This window comes from Cognatundibacterium rivi, assembly GCF_018139565.1.
Classification (GTDB): Bacteria; Pseudomonadota; Gammaproteobacteria; order Burkholderiales; family Burkholderiaceae_D; genus Undibacterium; species Undibacterium rivi.
Window position 1 is genome coordinate 124207 of record NZ_JAGSPK010000005.1, and the last position, 25082, is coordinate 149288.

Here is a 25082-nt window from a genome sequence, read left to right on the forward strand (position 1 = left end):
ATTTAACGAAATTAACTTGAGTCAACGTCTGATTCTGGTGCTGCCAGATACGTTCAGGCACATCACTTACTTATTTTTATAAAAAAAATTTACACATGATTAAGAAAAATATTATCGCTGCAGCTCTGCTCGCTACTGGTTTCGCTATGAGCGCAAGCGCATCCGCACAGGCTTATGTTGGCGGCACAGTTGGTCAGGCAAGATGGAATGTAGACTGCCAGGGTGCAGCTCAGTGCGATAAAACAGACACAGCATTTAAATTGCTGGGTGGACTGGATCTGTACCCTAACATCGCGGTAGAAGCCAGCTACTTCTCCCTCGGCAAAGCAACTGCAAGCGCGAGCGGCCTCAAAGGTGAATTCAAAGCAAGCGGCGTTGACCTCGTTGGCGTATTCAAAACTACACCAGTCAATGGTTTCGTTGGTTTCGCTAAATTGGGCGTTGGCTACATCAAAGGCGAAGCAACTGTCTCCGTCGGTGGTCTGTCAGGATCAACTTCCAAAAATTCCGCACAAGCGGTTGCAGGTTTGGGTGTGACATATCAACTCACAAACAATGTCAGCCTGCGCGCTGAATACGAACGTCGCGATGCAAAAGTTGCTGACGTCGACGGCACAAAAGCAACGATCTCTAACTTCTCCGTTGGTGCGCAATACGCATTCTGATGCATTGATTGCCCCGCGCAATCCATCATAAAAAAAGGCATGCTCAGGCATGCCTTTTTTATTGAACAATACACTCACAATATTGAGTCACCCAGACCGTACTCTGACTCAGCGATGATCTTCGCGAGAAAATCGCCATCAGCGATCATTCCTTTCACATCACTTGCTGAAATACGGTGCGGTCTCAGGGCGTAGTAAATTTCAGATATGATCGCCGTTCCGAATCATTATCTGAAAGTACACAAGCATGTCGAATTCCTTTTTATCCAAAGACCAGCCAGACAGATTAAGTAAAACCAGCCGCGCATTGCATTGGCTGATCGCACTAGGCATGGTCGCGCTGCTTTGCGTTGGCATCATCATGACGGAAAATGAGCTATGGAATCTCTACGACCTGCATAAATCGATAGGTTTACTGCTGTCGGTGTTGATTATTTTTCGTGTGATCTGGAGAGCGGTAAATGGCTGGCCGCATCCGGCCGGGCACTATCGTCCGGTTGAAAAATTTTTAGGAAAAATCACGCACTGGGGTTTAATCATTGGCAGCGTTCTTATACCTGTGTTTGGCATGATGCACTCGGGTTTCAGTGGACATGGCTTTGGAATTTTCGGGCTGGAACTGGTCAAAGAAAACCCGGATCCACAACGCGTTAACGAGGTGCTCCCTATCTGGGAAGCCGGATATAAATTCGGTCAGGCAGGTCATCAGTACGTCAGTTATCTGCTGATATGCCTTCTGGTTTTACATATCGCTGGCGCGCTGAAACATCACATTGTCGATAAAGATAAAACCTTGCTGCGTATGCTGGGAAAATAAATCTCAAAAAAAAGCCGGTGTATTGCAACACCGGCTTTTTTCACTTCTTTCGCTGCCTGGAATGCCTTTCATTCACTGCATTCATTTTTTACGGAAGGCAGCCCGGCAGCTTATTCCTCTGCGTGATTATGTGAATAATCATTGGCTTCTACCGGTACGTTCACACCGTTGATACCTTCAAAGAAGAAAGGCTTGCGGGCTTTTTTGCTTGCGCCGGTTTCATTCATGCTGGCGGTATCATATAAGCGGCCATTGATCATCACCTGAGTGATGCGGTCAGACTGGCGAATGTCTTTCAGCACATCGCCATCAATCACCATCAGATCAGCCAGTTTGCCCGGTTCCAGCGAGCCGACATCTTTATCCAGCCCCAGGTAGCGCGCGCCGTTCATCGTCGCACTGCGGATCGCTTCGATCGGTGTCATGCCGCCACGCACCAGCGTCCACATTTCCCAATGTGCCGCCAGGCCTTCACGCTGACCATGCGCCCCCAGATTCACAGGCACGCCCGCTTTTTCGAGTGCCACGGCCGTTTCTGCGGTACGGAACACATTGAAATCTTCTTCCGGCGCAGTGACACGGCGCACGCTGCGCGATTGCAATACCGAACGCGGCACGTATTTAGATAGAAGTGGATGCTTCCAGACATCGGTACGCGCATACCAGTAATGTTCGCCATCCAGACCGCCGTAAGCAACGCCGAGCGTCGGGGTATAACCGACCTTGGTCTGCGACCACAACTGCTTGACGTCGTCGTAGACTTTTTCTACCGGCAGCGCATGTTCAACGCCGGTATGACCATCGACCACCATCGTCATATTGTGCTGGAACAGTGAGCCACCTTCAGGCACCACCATCATGCCGGTCTGCCGTGCGGCTTCCAGTATCTGCTGACGCTGTTCGCGGCGTGGCTGGTTGTAGCTTTTCACCGAGATCGCACCCGCTGCTTTCAGGCGTTTCAGATGCGTCATCGCGTCATCCAGACTATTCACCACAGCGCTGAAATTACCTTTTGCGCCGTACAGAATTGTGCCTGTAGAAAAAATACGCGGCGCCACCACTTCTCCGGCTTTTTGTAATTCGCTGTGCGTGAAAATATCATTGGTGTCATTCGACGGATCATGTATCGTCGTCACACCGAAAGCAAGCGACGCATAATCGATCCAGCTTTGCTGCGGAATAATGCCGCCCTCGCCCATGCCGCCATGCCAATGCACATCCACAATGCCCGGCAATATGGTTTTGCCTTTGGCGTCAATCACGGTTGCACCTGCAGGCGTTACCACCTCTGACGTTTTACCTATCTGCACAATGCGATTGTCTTTGATGACGATGCGGCCGTCTTCTATCACTTCATCGCCTTTCATGGTCGCAATCTTAGCGCCGGAAATCACAGTCACCCCGGTTGGCTTATCGGCCTTTTGTGCAAAGCCTATCTTCATGCCGTTTTCACTGAATTTCGGCAATTCCTTCGGCGCACCGGGCACGAAAGCAAAGGCATCTTTCAGATCGCGGGTGAACAATTCATCGCCCAGCGCAAAATGAATTTTCTTGCTGTCACCCGACCAGTGCAGATACTGACCTGCATTCACATCCAGTTGTTTGACTGGCAGCGCATCCATTTTCTGGCCTATCGTGACCGGTTTGCCCGCCAGCGGCAGCGGCGTCACATACGCATGAAAACGCTCACCGAACGCCAGCCATTCGCCATCCGGCGAAATCGCAAACTCACCGGCAAATTCACTCTTTGCCACCGCCTGCTCCGGCGATTTATCTAAAGGCACACGCACCAGCGATGTTGTCCAGTCGACTTCGCCGGTATATTTGGTGCGGCTCACATATACCGCGCTGCTATCTTTCGCAAACTGCGGTGCGCTGCCGTCTTCTGTCACAAGTACCGGCGCAGATTTACCATCAGTATTGGCGATATACACGCCCGTTTCGACCGCATACCACGGCGTGGTCAGGTAACCGCCTCTGGCTTTGACGAAAACAACTTGCTTACCATCCGGTGAAAAACGTGCCTGCACATATTTACCCGGTGCTTTCGTGATCACAGTGTCTTTGCCTGAGGCGATATCCAGCACTCTGACCGTACCCAGTTTCTGATCATTCCAGGTGGTGTACACCACGCTTTTACCATCGCGGGAAAAGCTGGGGAAATATTCAAAATTCTCGGTTTGTTTCGTCAGGCGACGTGGTGTGCCATTCGGTAAATCGCGGATATATAAATGACCCAGCGCCGAGTAAATCACTTTGTCACCTGCCGGTGCCACATTTACCCAGCGCAGCTGATGCACATCGAACTGATCCGGTGCGACCTCATGCGCGAAGCGTAACGCAGGACGAATTTCACGCGTATCTTTGACATGGAAAGCGATCTCATTTGCTTTGCCTGCAAACGGATCAAGGCGCCATAATTTTCCCTTGGCCCAGACCACAATTTCTTTACTGCCCGGCATCCACGCAAACGCCGGATACACGCCGTGGATCGCCCAGGCTTCCTGCATATCGCGTTCCAGTTCAGGCCAGGCGGCAGTTTCAGCGCCGGTCTCCAGATTTTTCAGGAACAAGGTGGATTGATTGCGGACGCGACGCACAAAGGCGAGGTATTTTCCATCCGGCGAAGGTACAGGACGCACCGCACCGCCGGGACCGCTGACAATGGCTTTGACTTTACCGTCCTGTAAATCTTTACGGAAAATCTGATAAATCTGCCCATTTGAATCTTTGTTATATTCAAACGAAGTGCCACCAGTCGTGTCTTGCGAATAATAGACGTAACGGCCATCCGGCGAGAACGCGGGTTCGCCCAGATCTTTTTGCCAGTTCGGTTTTTCATTCAGTTGTATCCCAGCGCCGCCGCTGGTGTGATACATCCAGATTTCACCCGAGCCCAGCGAACGCGTGCCGCTGTAATGCTTACGGGCGGCGATGTAATTGCCATCCGGATGCCAGACCGGATTATTCAACAGGCGGAAATCTTCTTTCGTCACGGCACGCGCGTTGCTGCCATCGGCATCCATGACCCAGACATTATCGCCACCACCGGCATCCGACATAAATGCAATGTGTTTGCCATCAGGCGAAAAACGCGGCTGCATTTCCCATGCGACAGAATGCGTGAGCGCTTTCGCTTCACCACCGGACACAGACAGGCTGTAAATATCGCCGAGCAAATCAAATACCACTTGATTGCCATCAGGGCTGACATCGACACTCATCCAGGTGCCGCTGCGGATATCGATATTCACCGTTTGTTTTTCACCGGGCGGATTATTCACATCCCATTTTTTCTTATCGGCATCCGCTTTTTTTTCAGCTTTAGCGTCAGCAGCGGCTGGTTTTTCAGCATCGGCTGCAAAAGACACCGCCGGAAAACACATCATGACTGCCAGCGCGCCTGGCAAGAGTCTGGAAACACGCATCAATTTTCTCCCTGTTTCTTTTTTGAATAAACGCTCAGCCGCTTGGTTTTTATTGTATCGAACCCGGCTGAGGCGCAGATGATTATCAGCGTCTGTCGGACATGGGAAAACAAGAAAATAGTTCCCGCGAAAGACGCTTTTACTTGCGACTTCGCTGACCTCAGGTTGATGCCTCATGACACATCGCTCGTGTCTGGCGTAACGCCTGAAAATGACAGCGAAAAACGAAGCCGCAGATTTGGCAGCAGCGAGAGATAAGGTTTAAAAGCAACCGTAAGAAGCGTCAAAAATGCCAAAAAAGAGCTTAAATATACTCCCCCCAGTATATTTTAAAGCCCTTTATTTATAAGGAGATAAAGGCAAAAATGGCGGATACTCCCTATTTTTCTTCATTTTTCGGGTATTTTTGGAGGGCAGACGACAGCCGGATAGTCGTTCAAATCAGCTCGCGCTTGTAGCCGGCGTGTTTGGCGTGACACCCCAGTCGCGTAGTATGTCTTCGCTGTGTTGCCCGGGCTGCGCTGGTGGCTGCGGCACATCCGGCACGCTGCGGCTGAAGCGCGGCGCCGGAGCTGGCTGCGTCACACCATCGACCTCGATAAAATTCTGCCGCGCCTGATTATGCGGATGCTGCGGCGCTTCCGCCATATCAAGCGCAGGCGCAAAACAGATGTCGCTGCCTTCCATGATCGCGCACCATTCGGTTCGGGTTTTGCTACGGAAAATCGCCGCTAATTTTTGTTTCAGATCCGGCCAGGCTGGCGTGTGCATTTGCTGCTGAAATGCAGGATCGCTGATGCCGGTGTGCTGCAGCAATAACTGATAAAACTGCGGCTCTATCGCACCGACCGAAACGAATTTGCCATCCGCGCAGGCATAGGTATCGTAGAAATGCGCGCCGCCATCGAGCATATTGCTGCCACGCTGATCATTCCACGCACCGTAAGCGCGGAAGCCATACAGCATCGCGCCGAGCAAGGCAGAACCATCGACCATCGCCGCATCGACAACCTGTCCGCGCCCGGATGTTTTTGCTTCCAGTAAAGCGCACACCACGCCGAACGCCAGCATCATCGCGCCACCGCCAAAGTCACCGACCAGATTCAGCGGCGGTGCCGGTGGCGTATCGGGGCGGCCCATTGCATGCAGCATCCCGCTCAAGGCGATGTAATTCAGATCGTGCCCTGCCACTTGCGCTAAGGGACCATCTTGTCCCCAGCCTGTCATGCGGCCAAACACCAGACGCGGATTTTTTTGCAGGCAGACATCCGGCCCGAGACCCAGCCGCTCCATCACGCCGGGGCGAAATCCTTCGATCAGCGCATCAGCTTTGCCGACCAGCTCCAGCAAAGTGGCGCGGTCTTGCGCCTGTTTCAGATCGAGTGCCAGCGAACGTCGGCCACGCGCCATCACATCGTATTTTGTGCCCAGCATGGGAAACGGATTGGCTGCACCAGCGACCGGCGGGCGATCTATACGTATCACCTCCGCCCCCATGTCGGCAAACATCATCGCCGCAAATGGGCAAGGCCCCAGCCCCACCATTTCTATGATGCGCAAACCACTTAATGGACCACTCATACTGCCTCCGGAAGCAAAATAGCTTCGTCTGAAATACGTTTCACGCAAACTATGAATAAGAACGGCACATTGATACGAGGCGAAAAAATTTCAGTGCTGCTGTCTGAAATTGCGAATCGCCTCACTATGTTCCCGCAAATCAACCTGATACAGTCCGAAAAAGCCTTGACGAACTCTGACCAAAATCAGATCATCCTCACCTCTGCTGCACCAGTATGGTCTGGCGCGATTCGTATATTCAATCACTGGCAAATTTTTTTCTTCAGGCACAAGTGCATCGCAAAACATATTTCTGTGATATTGAGCCTCCAGCATCACGCCGCCAAACATCTGATTGATCCGTATCCCCCCCACGTAACTCGCCACAGAAAACATCATACTGCTCAGCAGAGTCATGACCACGATCACACGCGAGGGTATGAGTAAACGCCGACTTGAACTGAACAACCACAGAGCTACAACGACACCAGCTGCGACGCCGGTCAGCGCATGCGGTAAGCAGTAACGCGCCGAAAAAAAAGCCCAGGATTCCGTCTGCAGTTTGGCGTCAATAAAAATATAGGCCAGCAAAGCCATCATGAGCACCAGCAGCGCCCGTGTCGCCGGATGTTTTGCTAAGTCAAACATGACGGCATCCAGATTTTTATCCGGAGGAAAACTATCCATCACACCGCGCTCACGAAGCAAATGAATCAGCGCATGTTCTTTGCCGTCAACAGTCAAAGTTGTATCGAAATTTTGTCGTTGCCAGTCTTTGACACGAATCGCCCACGGCAATTTTTTCTGTCCCATGCGTAGTTGTAATATGTCAAAGCGCTCAAGATAAGTCACATTTTCAAGATCACTCCAACACACATTTCTTTGGTAAAAACACAGCCTTGCCAATAAAAATTCTGACGTCTGCTCCAGGCGGATACCATGACCATCAACGATTAGTCTGGCTGTACGGTATGACCACCGCATCAAGCAATACGCAATTAAAAATAGCCCCCACAAACAAAACAGCAGCCAACGTTCAGCATGACGCTGCGAAAACAACATTTTCAACTTTTCGACATCCAGTAAATTCAGATAAAACAACCAGTAAAGGCTGCAAGAGATACTGATAAAAAACGCAAAAAACGCCAGCTTTTCTATCGGTATAAGCTGGCGTTTTTTCCGGGTAAAAATTGTGGTTGTCTGCACTTCTTGCATAGAGCCTTTCCATTTTCAGAGAGGTAGTTTTTCAGCGATCAGTGCGATGATGTCACGAAATTTCCTTAACAACAACATCCTCTGTGTGACTAAAACACAGAAGTGTATTTCTTTGTAAATCAGGCATATGATTGTTATATTTCCTTACAAATTTCAAGTCATCGCTGACACAAAAAACAAGCCGCTCAGCGCAATACCGGCACCGGCGATGCGGCTGAGTTTTGTACTGAGTAAGCGGTTTGCGGTGATCGTCGCCAACAAGCCGCTCAGGTGCAGCAAGGCAGTCGCCACTACAAAACCGGCAGCGAACGACAAGGCTTTACCATCTGCTGGCATTTCAACTCCATGCGCATAACCATGGGCAACCGCGAATACTGCGATCAGCGCGGTGCTGGCGGCCAGCGGCAATTTCACCGCGCCCGCAATCAGCAATCCCAGGATCAGCACAGAAGCCGCAATGCCCGCTTCCACGCCGGGAAGGATGACGCCGCTCATGCCCAGCGCAGCGCCTGCCGTCATCATCAGTGGAAATGCCAGTGGCAGCAACCAGTATGCCGGGCGCTGATGCTGCGCGGCCCAGATGCCCACCGCCAGCATCGCCAGTAAATGATCCGCCCCCATCAACGGATGCAGAAAGCCAGCCAGAAAGCCACTGCCTCCGGCGATGGAATGCATCACGCTGACATGGGCAAACGCTGGCGTTGCTGCGAACAATGTTGCGCTCAGCAAGCTCAACAATCTCAGTAACAGGCGGGATTGAACGGTGATGGATTTCATGGTTTTTCCTTCAGCTTGGGTGAATACGAATGGTACGAATTAATAATTTTCAGAAAAAATACTGCAGGACTTACGATCTGACTTCGTCCAGCATTCCCTGCTCACGGATGAAACTGACGACCGTCTCCAGCCCGTCACCAGTGCGCAGATTCGTGAACACAAACGGGCGTGTGCCACGCATGCGCTTGGCATCCTGCGCCATGATGTCGAGGTTCGCGCCGACGTGCGGAGCCAGATCGGTTTTATTGATGATCAGCAGATCAGAACGGGTGATGCCGGGGCCGCCTTTACGCGGGATTTTTTCACCGCCCGCGACGTCGATCACATAGATCGTCAGATCGGATAATTCCGGGCTGAAGGTTGCTGCCAGATTATCGCCACCGGATTCCACCAGAATCAGATCGAGATCAGGAAAATCGGCACTCATACGCGCAATCGCTTCCAGATTAATTGAGGCATCTTCGCGGATCGCGGTATGCGGGCAGCCACCGGTTTCCACACCCATCAGCCTTTCCGCTGGCAGCGCATCGGCACGCAGCAGAATTTCCATATCTTCTTTAGTGTAAATATCGTTCGTGATGACCGCCATTTCATAGTCATCGCGCATGCGTTTGCACAGCATTTCGCACAAGGCGGTTTTGCCGGAACCCACCGGGCCGCCGATACCGACACGTAAAGGATTCGGTTCGCTGTTACCGGTTGTGGCGCTGATATCTGCTGCTTGTAAATTTGCTGCGTTTAAGTTTTCTGCGTTTAAATTTTCTGTATTCATAGTCATTCTGTTCCTGTTGTTCTGATGTTGACTGATGCGGTAGCGCCGATCCTGAACTTCCGCCTGCAAATCAGGAGCGGTACAAACGGCTGTACTGCACCTCATGCTGCATGGACAACAGCGACAAACCCGGCGACCAGTTCGATAACTGATGGTCTTCCAGATGCTCTGCCATCGTCGCTGCGGCTTCCAGATCTGCACGCAAAGACAGCAATAAACGCTGCCCTGCAACCTGCCCCAACGGTATTGATTTCACACACACCAGCGCCTGATTTTCTGCCCAGGTAAATAACATGCCCAGCAAAGCCGCAGTCGCAGGCACTTCCAGCGCGACGGCGGCGCAAGCCAGCGCCGTCGGCAATGGCAATTCACTTTGCGCCTGCAAGATCGTCAGCAATGCAGGATCAGCGATCTGCAAATCACCGACCAGCTTGCCCAGCGAATATCCCATTTGTATGGTTTCTGCGCGAAACTCTGCAGTATCGCGGGCGGCGATAAATAACTCATTCCAGTACGTTACGGCAGCCAGATCTTTTTGCTGAAACGCGTGTATCAGTCGCCATAAAATCGGCGCTTCAAAGCGGGCAACCACTTCACGCAGATAGTTGGTGATCCACGCCCGCGCGGTCGCTTCATTTTTCACGCTACCGTTTTCTATCGCTGCTTCCAAACCCTGCGAATAGCTGTAAGCCCCGATCGGCAACGATGGGCTGGCGAGCTGCAACAGATGAAGTAAGGCGGCGGATTGCATGTGCTTATTGTTTTTAGTTTTTTGTTGCTTACTGCTTATCCGAAGGGCGATGTATGCGCTGTCGCAACGGTATCGGTGCCAGCGGATTATGCGGATGCATGTCATCGCCACCATGATGATGACCGCCGCCATAAGCGCCGGCCTCAGGTTCAAAACTCGCCATTTCTTCAGTTACAACCGCGTTCAGGCCTTCCAGCATTTCTTTCAGTACCGGGTCTTTACGAATACGCAAAAAACCATCGCCGAGTTGCGCCTGCGTATGCCGGTTTCCCAGATGGAATGCACAACGCAGCAGCGCAAACGCATTCGCACATTCGACCTTATAAGTAGGCTCAGCCGCCGCCAGCACCTGAATAATGCGGCCATCATTTGCCAGCATCAGATCACCATCGCGCATCACGGTGCCGCGCACGGTGAATACCGCCACGTCTTCACCGCTTTGCAAGGTCGCACGCAAACGTGATTTTTCACGTAATTCATACGGCAGGATGAGTTGGCCGTCGATCTGTGCAGCATTTTCACTGCGTTCTATTTTTGTATGGAGTGTCAGCATCATGTCAGAATAAAAAATAGCGCTGTGCCATCGGTAAAATCTTTGCCGGTTCGCACACCAGCAATTCACCGTTCGCACGCACCTCATAGGTTTCAGGGTCCACTTCCATCTTCGGCGTAAGCCCATTCAGGATCATGTCTTGTTTGCGTATCGTGCGCGTGTTCTTTACCGGAATCAGGGTTTTACTGAGTTTCAGTTGCTCCGCCAAACCGGCATCTAATGCCGCCTGCGAAACAAAGGTGAACGACTTTTTCAGGCCGCCACCAAACGCGCCGAACATCATGCGGTAATGCACAGGCTGCGGTGTGGGAATCGACGCATTCGGGTCGCCCATCTGCGCCGCCGCAATCATGCCGCCTTTCAGTATCATCGACGGTTTTACGCCGAAGAACGCGGGTTTCCACAACACGATATCGGCAATTTTGCCGACTTCCAGCGAGCCCACCGCATGCGAAATGCCATGCGTGATCGCCGGATTAATCGTGTATTTAGCGATGTAGCGGCGGGCGCGGAAATTATCGTTATGCCGACTGTCTTCCGGCAATGCACCGCGCTGCTGCTTCATCTTGTCGGCAGTTTGCCAGGTGCGCATAATCACTTCACCGACGCGCCCCATCGCCTGCGAATCTGACGACATCATCGAGATCGCCCCGATGTCATGCAGAATATCTTCGGCAGCAATCGTCTCACGACGTATGCGCGATTCGGCAAACGCGATGTCTTCTGCAATCGCGGGATCAAGGTGATGACAGACCATCAGCATATCCAGATGTTCATCCAGCGTATTGACGGTATAAGGCCGGGTCGGATTGGTCGATGACGGCAGCACATTACCCTCACCGACTGCGGCAATAATATCCGGCGCATGGCCGCCACCCGCGCCCTCGGTGTGGAAAGTATGTATCGTGCGGTCTTTGAATGCGGCCAGTGTGTGCTCTAAAAAACCGCCTTCGTTCAAGGTGTCGCTGTGAATGGCGACCTGCACATCCATGTTGTCGGCCACACTCAGACAATTATCGATGGCCTGCGGCGTTGTGCCCCAGTCCTCATGCAGCTTCAGACCTATCGCACCGGCGCGGATTTGCTCTTCCAGCGGCAACGGCAGGCTGACATTGCCTTTGCCTAAAAACCCTAGATTCATAGGAAATGCATCAGCCGCCATGATCATGGAATGCAGATGCCACGGCCCCGGCGTGCAGGTCGTTGCCGCAGTGCCGACCGCAGGCCCGGTGCCGCCACCCAGCATGGTCGTCACGCCGCTCATCAGTGCTTCTTCTATCTGTTGCGGACAAATGAAATGAATATGCGAATCAATGCCACCGGCAGTGACGATCATGCCTTCGCCCGCAATGATTTCGGTCGCACCGCCGATCGCCATATCCACACCGGGCTGAATATCAGGATTACCCGCCTTGCCTATGCAAGCGATCAGGCCGTTTTTCAAACCGATATCCGCTTTGACGATACCCCAGTGATCGAGGATGACAGCATTCGTAATCACCGTATCCATCACATCCGCATGCGGGCGCTGCGATTGCCCCATGCCATCGCGTATGACTTTTCCACCGCCAAATTTGACTTCTTCGCCATAGATTGCAAAGTCTTTTTCGATTTCAATAAATAAGCCGGTATCGGCTAGACGGATACGGTCACCCGTGGTCGGGCCAAACATTTCGGCATACGCCTGACGCGAAATTTTCATGCGTTTTTCTCCTTCGCATCCAGTGCGCCCATGACCTTACCGCTGAAACCAAACACCCGTCTATCACCCGCCAGCGCGACCAGCTCTATCGTGCGTCGCTGCCCCGGCTCAAAGCGTACCGCGGTGCCCGCAGCAATATTCAGGCGCATGCCATAAGCAGTCTGCCGCTCGAATTGCAGCGCCGGATTGGTTTCAAAAAAATGAAAATGCGAGCCCACCTGAATTGGCCGGTCACCGCTATTGGCGACCGTCAGCGACGTCGTCTGCCGCCCTACATTCAGCTCGATATCGCCGTCAGCGATCAGCATTTCTCCCGGAATCATGTGGCCTCCTATGGAATCGGATGATGAACAGTCACCAGCTTGGTGCCATCCGGAAAAGTCGCCTCGACCTGAATATCCGGAATCATTTCAGGAATCCCCTCCATCACATCGGCGCGGCTTAATATCTGCGTGCCATCGGACATCAGCTCTGCGACGCTTTTACCATCGCGCGCACCTTCCATAATCGCAGCAGTAATCAGCGCGACTGCCTCCGGATAATTCAGTTTCAGTCCACGCGCTTTGCGTCGTTCCGCCAGCAGCGCCGCCGTAAAAATGAGTAGTTTGTCTTTCTCTCTCGGGCTCAGATCCATCGTTCGCTTTCCTCATCTGCATACGCAATGTGTTGTTAGCAGAAACAGCAAGAATCAAACCAGCCGGAATGCACCACGGCCTGTTACCAACGCACTACCGCGAAATGACAGGCGCATCATATAAGTGCGGACTGATTGATTTTGGTGCGATTGGGATACAGGCAGGGATTATATTGAAGTGTTTTATAAGCTAACTTTTAAATATTCCAAATTTAGATTAACGCTCATCAACTCATTATTTGGAGATAGTGAATGAGCAAATGAGCACAGACTCAAGATAGCCCGACTACGTAACATTCATACAATTGAATTTTGGAATCGCGCGCGGAACTCCTTTTGCAGGTTATTAGCTGCATTTTTAAAAATCACATGACAGATCAAGCCAAATATATAATCAACACTTAAAATAAAACCAACATGGACATTCGTCTAAGTTGAACCTGCTTACAATAACTAAAAACAGTTCCGGTGATTTATAAATGCTGCCAATTCAAGTAGATCAACTCTTATCCAACAAACGCTTTAGAAAAACAAAGAGAAGAAGGGACAGAATCCAAATAAAAAAGAGAAAGCAGTCAATTAAAACTCTCGAACACAAGCAGCGTTTTGGTGAACGATCACACATCATTAGAATGCTTGCTAGGTCATTCAAAAAGGATGTAAAAGAAACTGGAAAAGTGTTAATCGTTGACGTACCGAAAGTTTTTTCGATTATTGAAAATCCAATTAGTTCGATCGGGCTTATTCAAAAATTTGCCAAAGTTGTCCGCGAACATAGGGTAAAGTCAATTCGAATAGATCAAACTAAACTTGAGGTGTATGACCTTGCAGCGAATGCTTTGCTAGATTTAGTAGCATCTGAGATTGTTGTAGAGGGGCGTCAAAAACGAATAAAAACGAAATTCTCTGGTTTATATCCAAAAGAAGAATCTGTTAAGCGATTTATTCGATCAATGGGCATTGTGAAACATCTCAATGTGAAGCACGAATTGCCAAACAGGGATGAAACTGCTGAGTTGAGATTATTTGATAAACGTAATCGACATTACACAGCCAAATCAGATCCTCGCAAAGCTGATTTTAAGTCTAAGACAATTCAAGAGTTTTCAGATCATATAGATACTTGTTTGGGAGACCACAACCGAAAATTGACCGCAAGAGCTCGCTTCCATCTTTGTGAATATATAGGTGAAATTTTATGCAATGCTGAAGATCACCCGGGATTTGTTGATTGGACTATTCAAGGGTATCTTGACAACTCACTTGATGACCCGATATGCGAAATAGCGATATTTAATTTTGGTAAATCAATTGGAGAAACGTTAAAAGCACTACCAAAAGATAGTTATACACGCCAGCAAATCGACCCATATTTAAAGCTGCAACATGGAGCAGGATTTTTTTCTAATGTTTGGCGTCAAACAGATTTATTGACATTAATGGCATTACAAGGACACGTAAGCTCAAAAAATACATCAAAAAATGACACAAGAGGACAAGGGACTGGCGACCTGATTGGTTTTTTTCAGAAAGTTTATAAAGAATGCGCAGCTACTAGCAAAATAAAGGCAAAAATGGCTATCGTATCAGGCGGAACATACTTTTTGTTTGACGGCAAGTATGAAATGCGCGAAAGCGCGGGACGTGGTAAAGTGATTGCCTTTAATGCTGCTAATGACTTGTACCAAAAGCCTGATTCAGAATATGTAAAGCCATTGGCGGACTTACATTTTCCGGGCACAATTATTAGCATTCGCTTTCCACTTAGCTCGAAAAGTACCATTACTTTGGCTGAGAACTAAAATGGGTAATACTGTGATTATTGATTTTGGCACTTTAGAAGGACCTGTCTTTACTGGCAGACCGAGAGGTGAACAGTTGCGTGTAAAGTTGCATGTTGATTCTTATGATGAGCAAAATGTAGAAGTAGAAGTTAATATTCCTGATAGTACTTATTCAATTAGCAGCTCGTTTATTTTGGGGTTATTTGGGAAAAGTGTAGTTAAAGCTGGAAGCAAGGACGCGTTTTACAATAAATTTCACTTTAATACTAATGAGTTATTCCATGAAGTTATTGACAGCTGCGTATCTCGAGCTTTGCAAGACAAGGATATTTTTACTAATTAGTTTGTTTTTCATCGTGCCATCAGATAGCTTTGCTGGCACAATAAAAAGCGAATCTGAAGGAAAACCCCAAACAACCCTGTCAATCTCCCCCGCTGAACAATCATCAACATCAGCTGTAATTTTAAATTCAGCTTCCCCATCTCAGCAAACTGAATTTGCTACAGAATCATTGCAAATAATTAAAGGTGATCTATCGAAGATAGTCCCGATCATTTTGTCAATCATCTCGATATTGATGTCCATTGGATTAACAATTTATAACGTTCGTAAGGATAATCGCGCACGCAAGCTTTCGATTGAGGATGATTATTGGATAAGAAAAGTTATTAGCCCAATTGCAATTGAACCTTTACTTAAAATTCTTATTGAAATGACCGCTGCCACGCCCCAGCACTATGGTATGGCAGGTTTTGACAAAACGAAGCTGCGACCATTCCACGACCAATATAAAAGTAAGCTGCTTGATTTGCAGATGAGTCTGTCGTCACTATCTCTTATTGACGGCATGTTAGCGAAGAAGGCTAAAGAAGGGTTAGACTCGATTGACGAACAATTAATTGAATTTTGCTTCTCAAATGAGCGAGGTGTGACTGGAAAACATACCACACGCACCGAATTTCAAGCACTGATTCGAGAGGAAATGATGAAAATACTTAAATTAATTAAAGACTACCAATCTCACCTAAAATAAATACACATAATAATTAGCCGCCTTTGTAGACAAAGTCAAAGAACCACGTCGTCTTACTTTTGCATTTTTATTGCTTCATTATTTTTTATACAGCGTCGCCTGAAAATAAAAAATATGCCTGATTCCTTAATACTGTAACTTCAACACACTTCTTGGTGTATTGATATCTTATTTATTGGCGACCGATCACCTAACGCTTCGCCTATTTTATTCTTCACACTTCAACAACTAACTTTAGATTTAAAGCTAAGCACAGACCATGATGGCAGCTCTGTCAAATTCAGTTCCAAATAAGTCTTATATGTTACGTATACGTCCTTAACACCTAGATATTTCCCAATATTTTTGACGAGATTGACGCTAACTTTAATGCTCAAATTAAAAGGGAGTCATATAGGTAGTGTGACAAACAAAATCTTAAAAAATCAGGTATTCCAGATGCGCGGTATACGTGCAGGTTGTCTGGCGACGACGGGGCGCAGGTGTTGCCAGACCAGTTGCATCCATGTGCGGGCGACTTCGCTGGAATTGCCGAGATAACGTGCGACAAGCACTGACTTCATTTGCGTGACGCCGCATAAAGCCTGGGGTTCGCGAGCATCCAGCAAGGCGCAGCTTTCTTCACGTAATTGCAGAAGCTGTGCGCTGCTGAGCATAGCTCCGGCTGCCAGCACCATGCCGCTGACGGAGCGACCAGCGAGTGCCAGCGGACTTTGCATGGACTCACCATCGCCCTCCAGGCAACCTTGCTCAAACCAGATCAGTTTGCCGTCGCGATAGATTTTACTGTGTTGCCAGATGCTGCCGCTGGTATAGGTTTCACCAGCAGCGGTGCGGCCAAAACACAGAATGTCGGACGCAATGACGGCGGCATTGCCACTGAGGTGAATATCCTGATGCAAGGATACGCAGGCATCATCAAAAAATATGGTTTCCTGCGGCAGCCATTCCATGACTGCACCGTCAGCGACATGCAGCACCACAGCTTGCTTAGAGGTGTAACCGTTGCCGCGATACCATTTGGCGGCGCCGGGTGTGGTGATCAGGACGTGGGTTCCAGCACCCAGCGTTGCGCTAATCTGCAATTCATCTCCACCGACCACGCCACCGGGAGGATGAATAATGATCGCGTGGCAAATCTCTGCACCTTCGGGATACAAAGGTTTTTGCACTCGCAGCGGGCCGCTGTGCTGACGTTCAGTCAGGCGTGTGGTTGCCGCATCTTTGGTGAACCCCAGTTGCAAACGTGCCTGCCAGTGTTTTTTTTCTGGCGCGGATGGTGCTGACAATGCTGATGAAGCTGATGATGCTGATTCAGGGTCAGACGCACTAACAATGATGGGCAAGCTCATGCAGACTCAATACAAAAAACAAGAACCACACTATACCGCCAGATGGCGTTTGATATCGTCGCCATCCATTAAATCCTGTGTGCCGGACGCCACGACTTCGCCGCGCGACAAGACCACAAACTGATCGGCCAGTTCACGTGCAAAATCAAAATACTGCTCGCACAGCAAAATGCCCATATCGCCGCGTTCACGTAAAAGCCGGATCACGCGGCCAATGTCCTTGATAATCGATGGCTGTATGCCTTCGGTGGGTTCATCCAGAATAATCAGCTTCGGTTCCGCCAGCAAAGCACGGGCAATCGCGAGTTGCTGTTGCTGACCGCCAGACAAATCGCCACCGCGCCGGTGCAGCATTTCCTTCAGCACGGGAAATAATTCATACACTTCGCCTTTGATCGTTTTGGCGCGTTTCGCTGGCAGCGTGGCCATGCCCATCAGCAAATTATCTTCCACTGTCAGACGGGCAAATATCTCGCGCCCTTGCGGCACATAGGCAATACCAGCTTTCGCCCGCTCATGCGGCGTCAGCTTCTTAATATTGCGTCCTTCAAATATCACTTCACCCTGTGATGCAGGCAACACACCCATCAGGCATTTGAGCAAGGTGGTTTTACCGACGCCGTTACGCCCCAGCAAGGTCAGGCATTCACCTTTATTCAAGGATAGGGAAATGCCGCGCAGCGTATGACTGGAGCCGTAATATTGATGGAGTTGAATAACTTCTAGCATAACTTTCCTGAGTGAAAACGAGCACGACCTGAATCCGGCGCTAGCAAGGAAGCGCAAAACTGATCCGCATCAGCGCCCCAGATAAACTTCGATCACACGTTCATCGGCCTGCACCTGTTGCATCGTTCCCTCTGCCAGCACGGCACCTTCATGTAAGACGGTCACTTTGCCTTGTTGTGCGATCTCGGTCACAAATCCCATGTCATGTTCCACCACCATGATCGAATGTTTGCCGCGCAGCTCGTTGAGCAGTTCAGCGGTACGCGCGGTCTCAGCGTCGGACATGCCTGCCACTGGCTCATCGAGCAAAATGAGTTGCGGCTCCTGTATCAGCAACATGCCGATTTCCAGCCATTGTTTCTGCCCGTGCGACAGCAAACCTGCGAGGCGTTTTTCTTCGCCCTGCAAACGTATCAGTTGCAGTATCGCTGCAATCTTGTCGCGCTGCTCGCCATTCAATCTGGCAAATAAAGTCGTCTTGACCCGCTTATCCATTTTCATGGCGAGTTCCAGATTGTCGAATACGGTGTGCTGCTCAAACACCGTGGGGCGCTGAAATTTACGACCAATACCGGCATGCGCAATTTCGACTTCATTCATTTTGCTCAGATCCATGGTCTGACCAAAAAATGCGGTGCCCGATGCAGGCCGGGTTTTGCCGGTAATCACATCCATCATCGTCGTTTTACCGGCACCGTTCGGGCCGATGATGCAACGTAATTCACCGACAGAAATATCCAGCGTCAGATGATTAATCGCTTTAAAACCATCAAAGGAGACAACGATATCTTCCAGATACAGAATCGCGCCATGCGTGGTATCGACACCTTGCTGCCGGACTCTGCCATAAGAAACACCCTGATCGCCGGTCGCCGATGCGTATTGCTGGCCGGGACGCAATACGCCGCTCATCACGCCGTTCATCAAGTAAGTCATGCGGCCTCCCCGCGTTTTCTGAATTTACCCGCCAAGCCTAAAATGCCTTGCTGCATAAACAGGGTCACCAGTATGAATAACAAACCCAGCGCATACAGCCAGAGATCAGGAAAAGCTGCCGTAAACCAGCTCTTCAGACCATTCACAGTGAACGCGCCGATAATCGGGCCAAGCAAAGTGCCGCGTCCGCCAACGGCTGCCCAGATCACCATCTCGATGGAATTTCCCGGTGACATTTCAGACGGATTAATAATACCAACCTGCGGCACATACAAGGCACCCGCGATGCCGCACAAGACCGCCGACAAAGTCCAGATAAACAGCTTGAACCATAGTGGATCGTAGCCGATGAACATCAGGCGGGATTCGGAATCTCTGACCGCCTGCAACACCCGCCCGAGTTTGGATTGCACGATCCAGCGACACAAAAATAAGGCGGCCAGCAGAATCACTAAGGTGGTCAGATACAGCACCGCTTTCGTGCCGGGCGCGGTAATGCTGAAACCGAGGATGCGCTTAAAATCGGTAAAGCCGTTATTGCCACCAAAGCCTGTGTTATTGCGGAAAAACAGCAGCATGAAAGCAAAGGTCATCGCTTGCGTGATGATGGAAAAATACACGCCTTTGATTCTGGAACGGAAAGCGAAATAGCCAAAAATGAACGCCAGCACACCGGGCACCAGCACCACCAGCGCCATGCAATACCAGAAATGATCCGTCAGCGACCAGTACCACGGGTAGGTTTTCCAGTCGAGGAACACCATGAAATCGGGTAAATCGCTTTGATACACACCATCACGCCCAATCGCACGCATCAGATACATGCCATGCGCATAAGCACCGAGCGCAAAAAAGACGCCGTGGCCCAAAGACAAAATACCAGTGTAACCCCACACCAGATCCAGCGCCATCGCCGCCAGCGCATAACACATGAACTTCGCAACGATACCGATCACATACGCTGACACATGCAAGGCATGCCCTGCCGGGAACAGCAGATGCAACACAGGCAGTAAGGCGGCGATCAGCGCCAGTATGATGATGCCCGCCCATGCCGGACGTGAAAATAAATGGCGCATCAGTCAACACTCCTTCCCTTGAGTGCAAACAAGCCCTGCGGTCTGCGTTGAATGAAGATAATGATAAACACCAGAATCACAATTTTTGCCATCACAGCACCTGCCACCGGTTCCAGAAATTTATTCACTTCACCGAGACCAAACGCGGCGATCACCGTACCTGCAAGCTGTCCGACGCCGCCCAGCACCACCACCATAAACGAATCAACGATATAGCTCTGCCCAAGATCAGGGCCGACATTCCCCAGCTGAGACAAGGCAACGCCGCCCAGACCCGCGATACCCGAGCCGAGGCCAAATGTCAGCATATCGATCTTGCCGGTGGCGACGCCGACGCAATCGGCCATGCGGCGATTTTGCGTGACGGCCCGCACAAATAAGCCCATGCGGGTTTTATTCAGTATCAGCCAGACCGCCAGTACAACTGCCAGCGAAAAGAAAATGATGATGATGCGGTTATAAGACAGCACCAGCGAGCCCATCACCGTGACACCGCCAGACATCCAGGCAGGATTAGCGACCTCGACATTTTGCGCACCGAACAATGAACGCACACCCTGCATCAGCATCAGACTGATACCCCAGGTACAAAGCAGGGTTTCCAAAGGGCGGCCATAGAGCCAGCGAATCACCGTGCGCTCCAGCACGATACCAACCATGCCCGACACCAGAAAAGCCGCTGGCACAGCCAGCAATAAATACGCATCAATCGCTTCCGGAAAAAAATGCCGGAACAGTGACTGACAAACGTAAGTGGTATAGGCTCCTATCATCAGTAATTCACCATGCGCCATATTGATGATGCCCATCAGCCCGAACGTGATCGCCAACCCCAGCGCTGCCAGTAACAACACGCTGCCGAGCGAGATGCCGTAAAACAGATTGCCGACGAATTCGGTGCGGGCTATGCGACTGTCGATGGCATTCAGGGTCGTCACTGCGGCAACGCGTATACTTTCATCCGGCTCGGCGTAGCTGCCATCAGCACGCTGCGCAATCATTTCCTGCAATGCCGGTCGCAGATTGGCATTCGCACTATTGACCAGCGTCTTCAGCGCCGCTTTGCGGATGGCCGGGTCTTCTGCGTGCAGATTGACGGTGGCAATCAGCATTTGCAGCAATGCGCCGATCTCAGGATCTTTTTCTTTGACATATGCCTTATTCAGCAAAGGCAATTGTTCCGGCGTCGCTTCTTTTTGCAGCGCCTGCGCCGCTGCCAGACGAACGGCGCGCTCTGGCGCAAACAGCTTCAGACCGGATAAGGCACTATCAACTGCCGCCCGCAGCCGATTGTTAATCGCAATGACATCCGCACCATCGGGTAAGACGACTTTTTTACCATCGGCCAGAGAAATAAACTGTTCACCATCAGGCAGAAAAACCTGATCGTCTTTGAAATACAATTCTTCATTTTTCAGTGCGCTCAGCACTTTGCCAGCTTCGTCATTCGCCAGCGCGGCTATCGCATTCACCGCAACGATGCGGGCATCCGGATCATCACCCGCCAGCGCCTTGAGCTGACTCGCGTCGATCGCCGCATGCGCTGTCGCTGGCAGCAATATTGCTGTCGCGATGCTGAACAAGAGGCTGCATAATCCGCCACGTAATCTGCTACGTAATCTGCTACGTGATGTTCCACCTAATGTGGCGGACATCGTGACTAGCAGGCGAGCCAACATTTTCTGGAATGTCATAGTTCTGCAGACGTGTTCATTAATCGAATTTTCGTGCAATCTGGTTGTGTACGAGAGCGGGAAAATACCGCCGCCGCAAATGAAAACCAGCCAGATTCCCCACACGCGCAAGCAACAACCTGGTCAGTCGGGAAAACACCAGGAAGTGCTCACGCAAGGAGGAAACTGCCGCGCTGCTTACAGCTTTTGCTTAGCTTCATTGCCCTGGATATACGGGCTCCAAGGTTGCGCACGGATAGGCGCTTTGGTTTTGTAGACGACGCTGAACTGACCATCCGCCTTGATTTCGCCGATCATGACGGGTTTATGCAAATGGTGATTTGTCGCATCCATCGTCAGTTCAAAACCGGATGGTGCTTTGAAAGTCTGCCCACCCATCGCTGCGATTACTTTATCGGTATCAGTGGATTTGGCTTTTTCCACTGCTTGCTTCCACATATAAATGCCGACGTAGGTTGCTTCCATAGGATCGTTCGTCACCACGGTCGCAGCATTCGGCAATTTTTTGGCAGCCGCATACGCTTTCCATTTTTTGATGAACTCGGCATTCACCGGATTTTTGACCGACTGGAAGTAATTCCATGCCGCCAGATGGCCGACCAGAGGTTTGGTATCAACACCGCGCAATTCTTCTTCACCGACTGAGAACGCCACGACAGGCACATCAGTCGCTTTCAGACCGGCATTGCCGAGTTCTTTATAGAAAGGGACATTGGAGTCACCATTGATCGTCGAGATCACTGCCGTTTTGCCACCGGCAGAAAATTTCTTGATATTCGCAACGATGGTCTGATAATCCGAGTGACCAAACGGTGTGTAGACTTCATCGATGTCGCTGTCTTTCACGCCTTTGCTATGCAGGAAAGCGCGCAGGATTTTATTGGTTGTGCGTGGATAGACATAATCCGTACCCAGCAGCACGAAACGTTTTGCCGCGCCGCCCTCTTTCGACATCAGATATTCTGTCGCCGGGATCGCTTGCTGATTCGGTGCGGCACCGGTGTAAAACACGTTTTTCTCCAGCTCTTCTCCCTCATATTGCACAGGGTAAAACAGCAGGCTGTTCAACTCTTTAAACACTGGCAGCACTGATTTACGTGACACCGACGTCCAGCAACCAAACACGACTGAGACTTTATCCTGCGAGACTAACTGTCGTGCTTTCTCGGCAAACAAGGGCCAGTTCGATGCCGGATCAACGACGACGGCTTCCAGTTTTTTCCCCATCACGCCGCCTTTGGCATTGATTTCGTCAATCGTCATCAGCGCCACGTCTTTCAGCGAGGTTTCAGAAATCGCCATCGTTCCCGACAAGGAATGCAAGATGCCAACTTTGATCGTCTCTGCTGCGAATGCCTGAGCCATCCAGCCCGATGCGGCGAGCGCTATTGCGCCTATTGCTGTTGCTTTCAAAACCGTACGACGTGTCATGATTTCTCCTGAAGGTGGTGGGTAACAAAGAAACTGCAAGCTTCACCAGCCTATGAGCAGATAGCGTGCCACGTTCGCGAAAAGCGGCAAAAATGTGCTTCCGCTATTCTTAAATAAGAAAAATCGGGGGAGTATATGCAGAAAACAGCCTTATCTCCTTATGAATATTGGGCTGTTTTACATACTGGGGGGGGTATATTTAGCGCTTGCGGAGGCTTTTTTTCAGCCTGGCGAGGCTCCGTCGCTGTGCGGGGTGCGCCAGGTTGAGATAATTTGCGGCGCGAATGCCCCGCAATGTCTCAGTGCGGACGCCGTTGCGATTGCAGATCTGAGCGTGATTCGGGCAGACAGGCATCTGCCTGAACCAGAACGGGGCGAGAAGTATCTGAATCTGAACAGCAAGGCGCTTTCTGTCATTTTCAGTGCAGCCCTGCATTCACATTGTGCGCAACGAATAAAAGCAACGCGCAAAAAAAATACGGAGACTGTCTGTTCAGTCTCCGTACCCTTGTTCTGGACGGTGGCCAATCCGCTATCTGCTGATCCGGCACACCTTGTTACCGTCATACATATCAGTTGTATGTACAGTAACTGAGATGAATCATACCAAGAAATTGTGTCATTGCCATGACATACATCAAAAGAAATGCGCTTGCTTGCTAACGCACTTTTTTTATACCTTACCGCATTTACTTCGTACGGCCATAGGTGTCTTCAAAGCGGACAATATCATCCTCACCCAGATAACTTCCGGACTGCACCTCGATGATTTCCAGCGGTATCGCACCCGGATTCGCCAGCCGGTGCACCTCACCCAAAGGAATATAAGTCGATTGATTTTCCGTCAGCAGCATGACTTTATCGCCGCAAGTAACTTCGGCCGTTCCTCTGACCACGACCCAGTGTTCCGCGCGGTGATGATGTTTTTGCAGACTCAGGCTGGCACCGGGCTTGACCTGTATGCGCTTGACCTTGAAGCGTTCTTCTTCATCAATGCTGTCATACCAGCCCCAGGGACGATACACCTTGCGATGTAATGTATGTTCCTGCCGCCCCTGCTGCGTTAATTGCGCCACAATCGCCTTCACATCCTGACTCTGACGCCTATCAGCCACTAACACTGCGTCCGGCGTTTCCACCACCACCAGATGATCAATGCCGACGGTGCTGACCAGGCGGCTGGAAGAATAAATCAGGCTATTGCTGGAATTGGTCTGTATCACATCGCCGTAAGTCACATTGGCCTGCGCGTCCTGTTTGCCAACCTGCCAGACCGCATCCCACGCACCCAGATCGTTCCAACCGGCGGCCAGCGGAATCATGCGTATGTCAAAAGCTGACCCCGGGCATTTTTCCATCACGGCGTAATCGATAGAGTCTGCCGGAATGTTGGCAAAAGCAGCCGCGCCGGGACGGATGAATTGAGCGTCACTGGATTTTTCCGACCAGGCAAGTCTGGCAGACTCCGCAATATCCGGCCGGAATTGCGCCAGCGCTTTGAGCCAGGTGCTGGCTCTGAGCACAAACATGCCGCTGTTCCAGAGATATTCGCCGCTGTCCAGATATTGCTGCGCCGTCACGACATCGGGCTTTTCGGCAAATTGCGCGACCGCAGATTCACCGAACGATGCCGCCTGCCCTGTCCGCCGGATATAACCATAACCCGTTTCCGGACGATCAGGCGTAATGCCTAAAATAATAATGGCACCATCGCTGGCGGCACGCACGCTCTGCTGCAATGCGTTGGTGAACGCGGCGTCATCCTGTATGGTCTGATCTGCCGGTGTCACCACCAGAACCGGATCATCGCCATTGGCCGTGGCTTCGAGCGCCGCCAGCGTCAACGCCGGTGCCGTGTTTTTTCCGGCGGGTTCCAGCAACAGACTGGCAGCGACGGATTTCATTTCACGTAACTGGTCGAGCGCCAGAAAACGGTGCTCTTCATTGGTCACGATCAGCGTAGGACTAAGCTGAATATCGCTGTCTGCAATCGCATTCACGCGCTGCACCGCTTGCTGAAACAGACTGGTGGTGCCAGACAGCACCAGAAACTGCTTAGGAAAACCCGCGCGTGACAATGGCCACAGGCGGGTGCCTGAGCCACCACATAAAATTACCGGAACAATTTTGGTCATGGATAATTCCCGCCTGCATCACTTCTATCATTAG

At 50.6% G+C, this 25082-nt stretch carries 22 protein-coding genes; 5 read left to right on the top strand and 17 right to left on the bottom strand.

Annotated elements, in window-relative coordinates; all coding sequences use genetic code 11:
• The first annotated feature begins 95 nt into the window (after window positions 1–95).
• Window positions 96–665: an outer membrane beta-barrel protein gene (locus tag KDM87_RS13995; protein WP_212679654.1), complete on the top strand. Its 570-nt coding sequence runs from the start codon at window positions 96–98 to the stop codon at window positions 663–665.
• 247 nt (window positions 666–912) lie between these two features.
• Complete coding sequence (locus tag KDM87_RS14000) at window positions 913–1482, top strand: cytochrome b (RefSeq protein ID WP_212679655.1); 570 nt, start codon at window positions 913–915, stop codon at window positions 1480–1482.
• Window positions 1483–1592: 110 nt separating this feature from the next.
• Here KDM87_RS14000 and KDM87_RS14005 read toward each other — a convergent pair whose 3' ends face one another.
• From KDM87_RS14005 to KDM87_RS14050, 10 genes are all read right to left on the bottom strand, one after another.
• On the bottom strand, window positions 1593–4910 hold the full coding sequence (locus KDM87_RS14005; RefSeq protein WP_212679656.1) for an amidohydrolase family protein: 3318 nt from the start codon (window positions 4908–4910) through the stop codon (window positions 1593–1595).
• Between the two features lie 441 nt (window positions 4911–5351).
• Complete coding sequence (locus tag KDM87_RS14010) at window positions 5352–6491, bottom strand: CaiB/BaiF CoA transferase family protein (protein ID WP_212679657.1); 1140 nt, start codon at window positions 6489–6491, stop codon at window positions 5352–5354.
• Window positions 6492–6581: 90 nt separating this feature from the next.
• On the bottom strand, window positions 6582–7685 hold the full coding sequence (locus tag KDM87_RS14015) for a hypothetical protein (protein ID WP_212679658.1): 1104 nt from the start codon (window positions 7683–7685) through the stop codon (window positions 6582–6584).
• 153 nt (window positions 7686–7838) lie between these two features.
• Window positions 7839–8462, bottom strand: a complete 624-nt coding sequence (locus KDM87_RS14020; RefSeq protein ID WP_212679659.1) for a HupE/UreJ family protein — start codon at window positions 8460–8462, stop codon at window positions 7839–7841.
• A 70-nt stretch (window positions 8463–8532) separates the two neighbouring features.
• Window positions 8533–9240, bottom strand: coding sequence for an urease accessory protein UreG (ureG, locus tag KDM87_RS14025; RefSeq protein ID WP_408058739.1), 708 nt, complete (start codon window positions 9238–9240; stop codon window positions 8533–8535).
• A gap of 64 nt (window positions 9241–9304) precedes the next feature.
• Window positions 9305–9985, bottom strand: coding sequence for an urease accessory protein UreF (locus KDM87_RS14030; protein WP_212679660.1), 681 nt, complete (start codon window positions 9983–9985; stop codon window positions 9305–9307).
• A 28-nt stretch (window positions 9986–10013) separates the two neighbouring features.
• Window positions 10014–10538 carry an urease accessory protein UreE gene (ureE, locus tag KDM87_RS14035; protein ID WP_212679846.1) on the bottom strand — a complete coding sequence of 175 codons (525 nt, stop codon included), beginning with the start codon at window positions 10536–10538 and terminating at the stop codon, window positions 10014–10016.
• A 4-nt stretch (window positions 10539–10542) separates the two neighbouring features.
• Entirely contained in the window at window positions 10543–12240 is a 1698-nt protein-coding gene (gene ureC, locus KDM87_RS14040; RefSeq protein ID WP_212679661.1) for an urease subunit alpha, read from the bottom strand.
• Window positions 12237–12563 (bottom strand): urease subunit beta, encoded by a 327-nt coding sequence (locus KDM87_RS14045; protein WP_212679662.1) that lies wholly within the window; start codon window positions 12561–12563, stop codon window positions 12237–12239. The genes ureC and KDM87_RS14045 overlap by 4 nt, the downstream gene beginning before the upstream one ends.
• Window positions 12564–12571: 8 nt before the next feature.
• Window positions 12572–12874: an urease subunit gamma gene (locus KDM87_RS14050; protein WP_190480778.1), complete on the bottom strand. Its 303-nt coding sequence runs from the start codon at window positions 12872–12874 to the stop codon at window positions 12572–12574.
• Window positions 12875–13353: 479 nt separating this feature from the next.
• On the opposite strand from KDM87_RS14050, the gene KDM87_RS14055 reads away from it, so the two are divergent.
• Genes KDM87_RS14055 through KDM87_RS14065 form a run of 3 tightly spaced genes read left to right on the top strand, consistent with a single transcriptional unit; the run spans window position 13354 to window position 15692 of the window.
• Window positions 13354–14676, top strand: a complete 1323-nt coding sequence (locus tag KDM87_RS14055; RefSeq protein ID WP_212679663.1) for a hypothetical protein — start codon at window positions 13354–13356, stop codon at window positions 14674–14676.
• Between the two features lies 1 nt (window position 14677).
• A complete protein-coding gene (locus KDM87_RS14060; protein ID WP_212679664.1) occupies window positions 14678–15001 on the top strand; it encodes a DUF4325 domain-containing protein in 324 nt (107 codons plus the stop codon).
• Window positions 14940–15692, top strand: a complete 753-nt coding sequence (locus tag KDM87_RS14065; RefSeq protein ID WP_212679665.1) for a hypothetical protein — start codon at window positions 14940–14942, stop codon at window positions 15690–15692. Before KDM87_RS14060 ends, KDM87_RS14065 begins: the two co-directional genes overlap by 62 nt.
• Before the next feature lie 425 nt (window positions 15693–16117).
• Here the strand turns inward: KDM87_RS14065 and KDM87_RS14070 are convergent, their stop codons facing one another.
• From KDM87_RS14070 to KDM87_RS14100, 7 genes are all read right to left on the bottom strand, one after another.
• Window positions 16118–17044 carry an urease accessory protein UreD gene (locus tag KDM87_RS14070; RefSeq protein ID WP_212679666.1) on the bottom strand — a complete coding sequence of 309 codons (927 nt, stop codon included), beginning with the start codon at window positions 17042–17044 and terminating at the stop codon, window positions 16118–16120.
• Between the two features lie 30 nt (window positions 17045–17074).
• The gene (gene urtE, locus KDM87_RS14075) at window positions 17075–17773 is read right to left on the bottom strand and encodes an urea ABC transporter ATP-binding subunit UrtE (RefSeq protein ID WP_212679667.1); all 699 of its coding nucleotides are present in this window, start codon (window positions 17771–17773) and stop codon (window positions 17075–17077) included.
• Between the two features lie 69 nt (window positions 17774–17842).
• Window positions 17843–18685 (bottom strand): urea ABC transporter ATP-binding protein UrtD, encoded by an 843-nt coding sequence (urtD, locus tag KDM87_RS14080; protein ID WP_230407811.1) that lies wholly within the window; start codon window positions 18683–18685, stop codon window positions 17843–17845.
• Between the two features lie 20 nt (window positions 18686–18705).
• Entirely contained in the window at window positions 18706–19788 is a 1083-nt protein-coding gene (gene urtC / locus KDM87_RS14085) for an urea ABC transporter permease subunit UrtC (RefSeq protein WP_212679668.1), read from the bottom strand.
• A complete protein-coding gene (gene urtB, locus KDM87_RS14090) occupies window positions 19788–21482 on the bottom strand; it encodes an urea ABC transporter permease subunit UrtB (protein WP_230407795.1) in 1695 nt (564 codons plus the stop codon). Before urtB ends, urtC begins: the two co-directional genes overlap by 1 nt.
• A 177-nt stretch (window positions 21483–21659) precedes the next feature.
• Window positions 21660–22913, bottom strand: coding sequence for an urea ABC transporter substrate-binding protein (gene urtA, locus KDM87_RS14095; RefSeq protein ID WP_212679669.1), 1254 nt, complete (start codon window positions 22911–22913; stop codon window positions 21660–21662).
• A gap of 689 nt (window positions 22914–23602) precedes the next feature.
• Window positions 23603–25048 (bottom strand): mannose-1-phosphate guanylyltransferase/mannose-6-phosphate isomerase, encoded by a 1446-nt coding sequence (locus KDM87_RS14100; RefSeq protein ID WP_212679670.1) that lies wholly within the window; start codon window positions 25046–25048, stop codon window positions 23603–23605.
• Window positions 25049–25082: the final 34 nt, after the last annotated feature.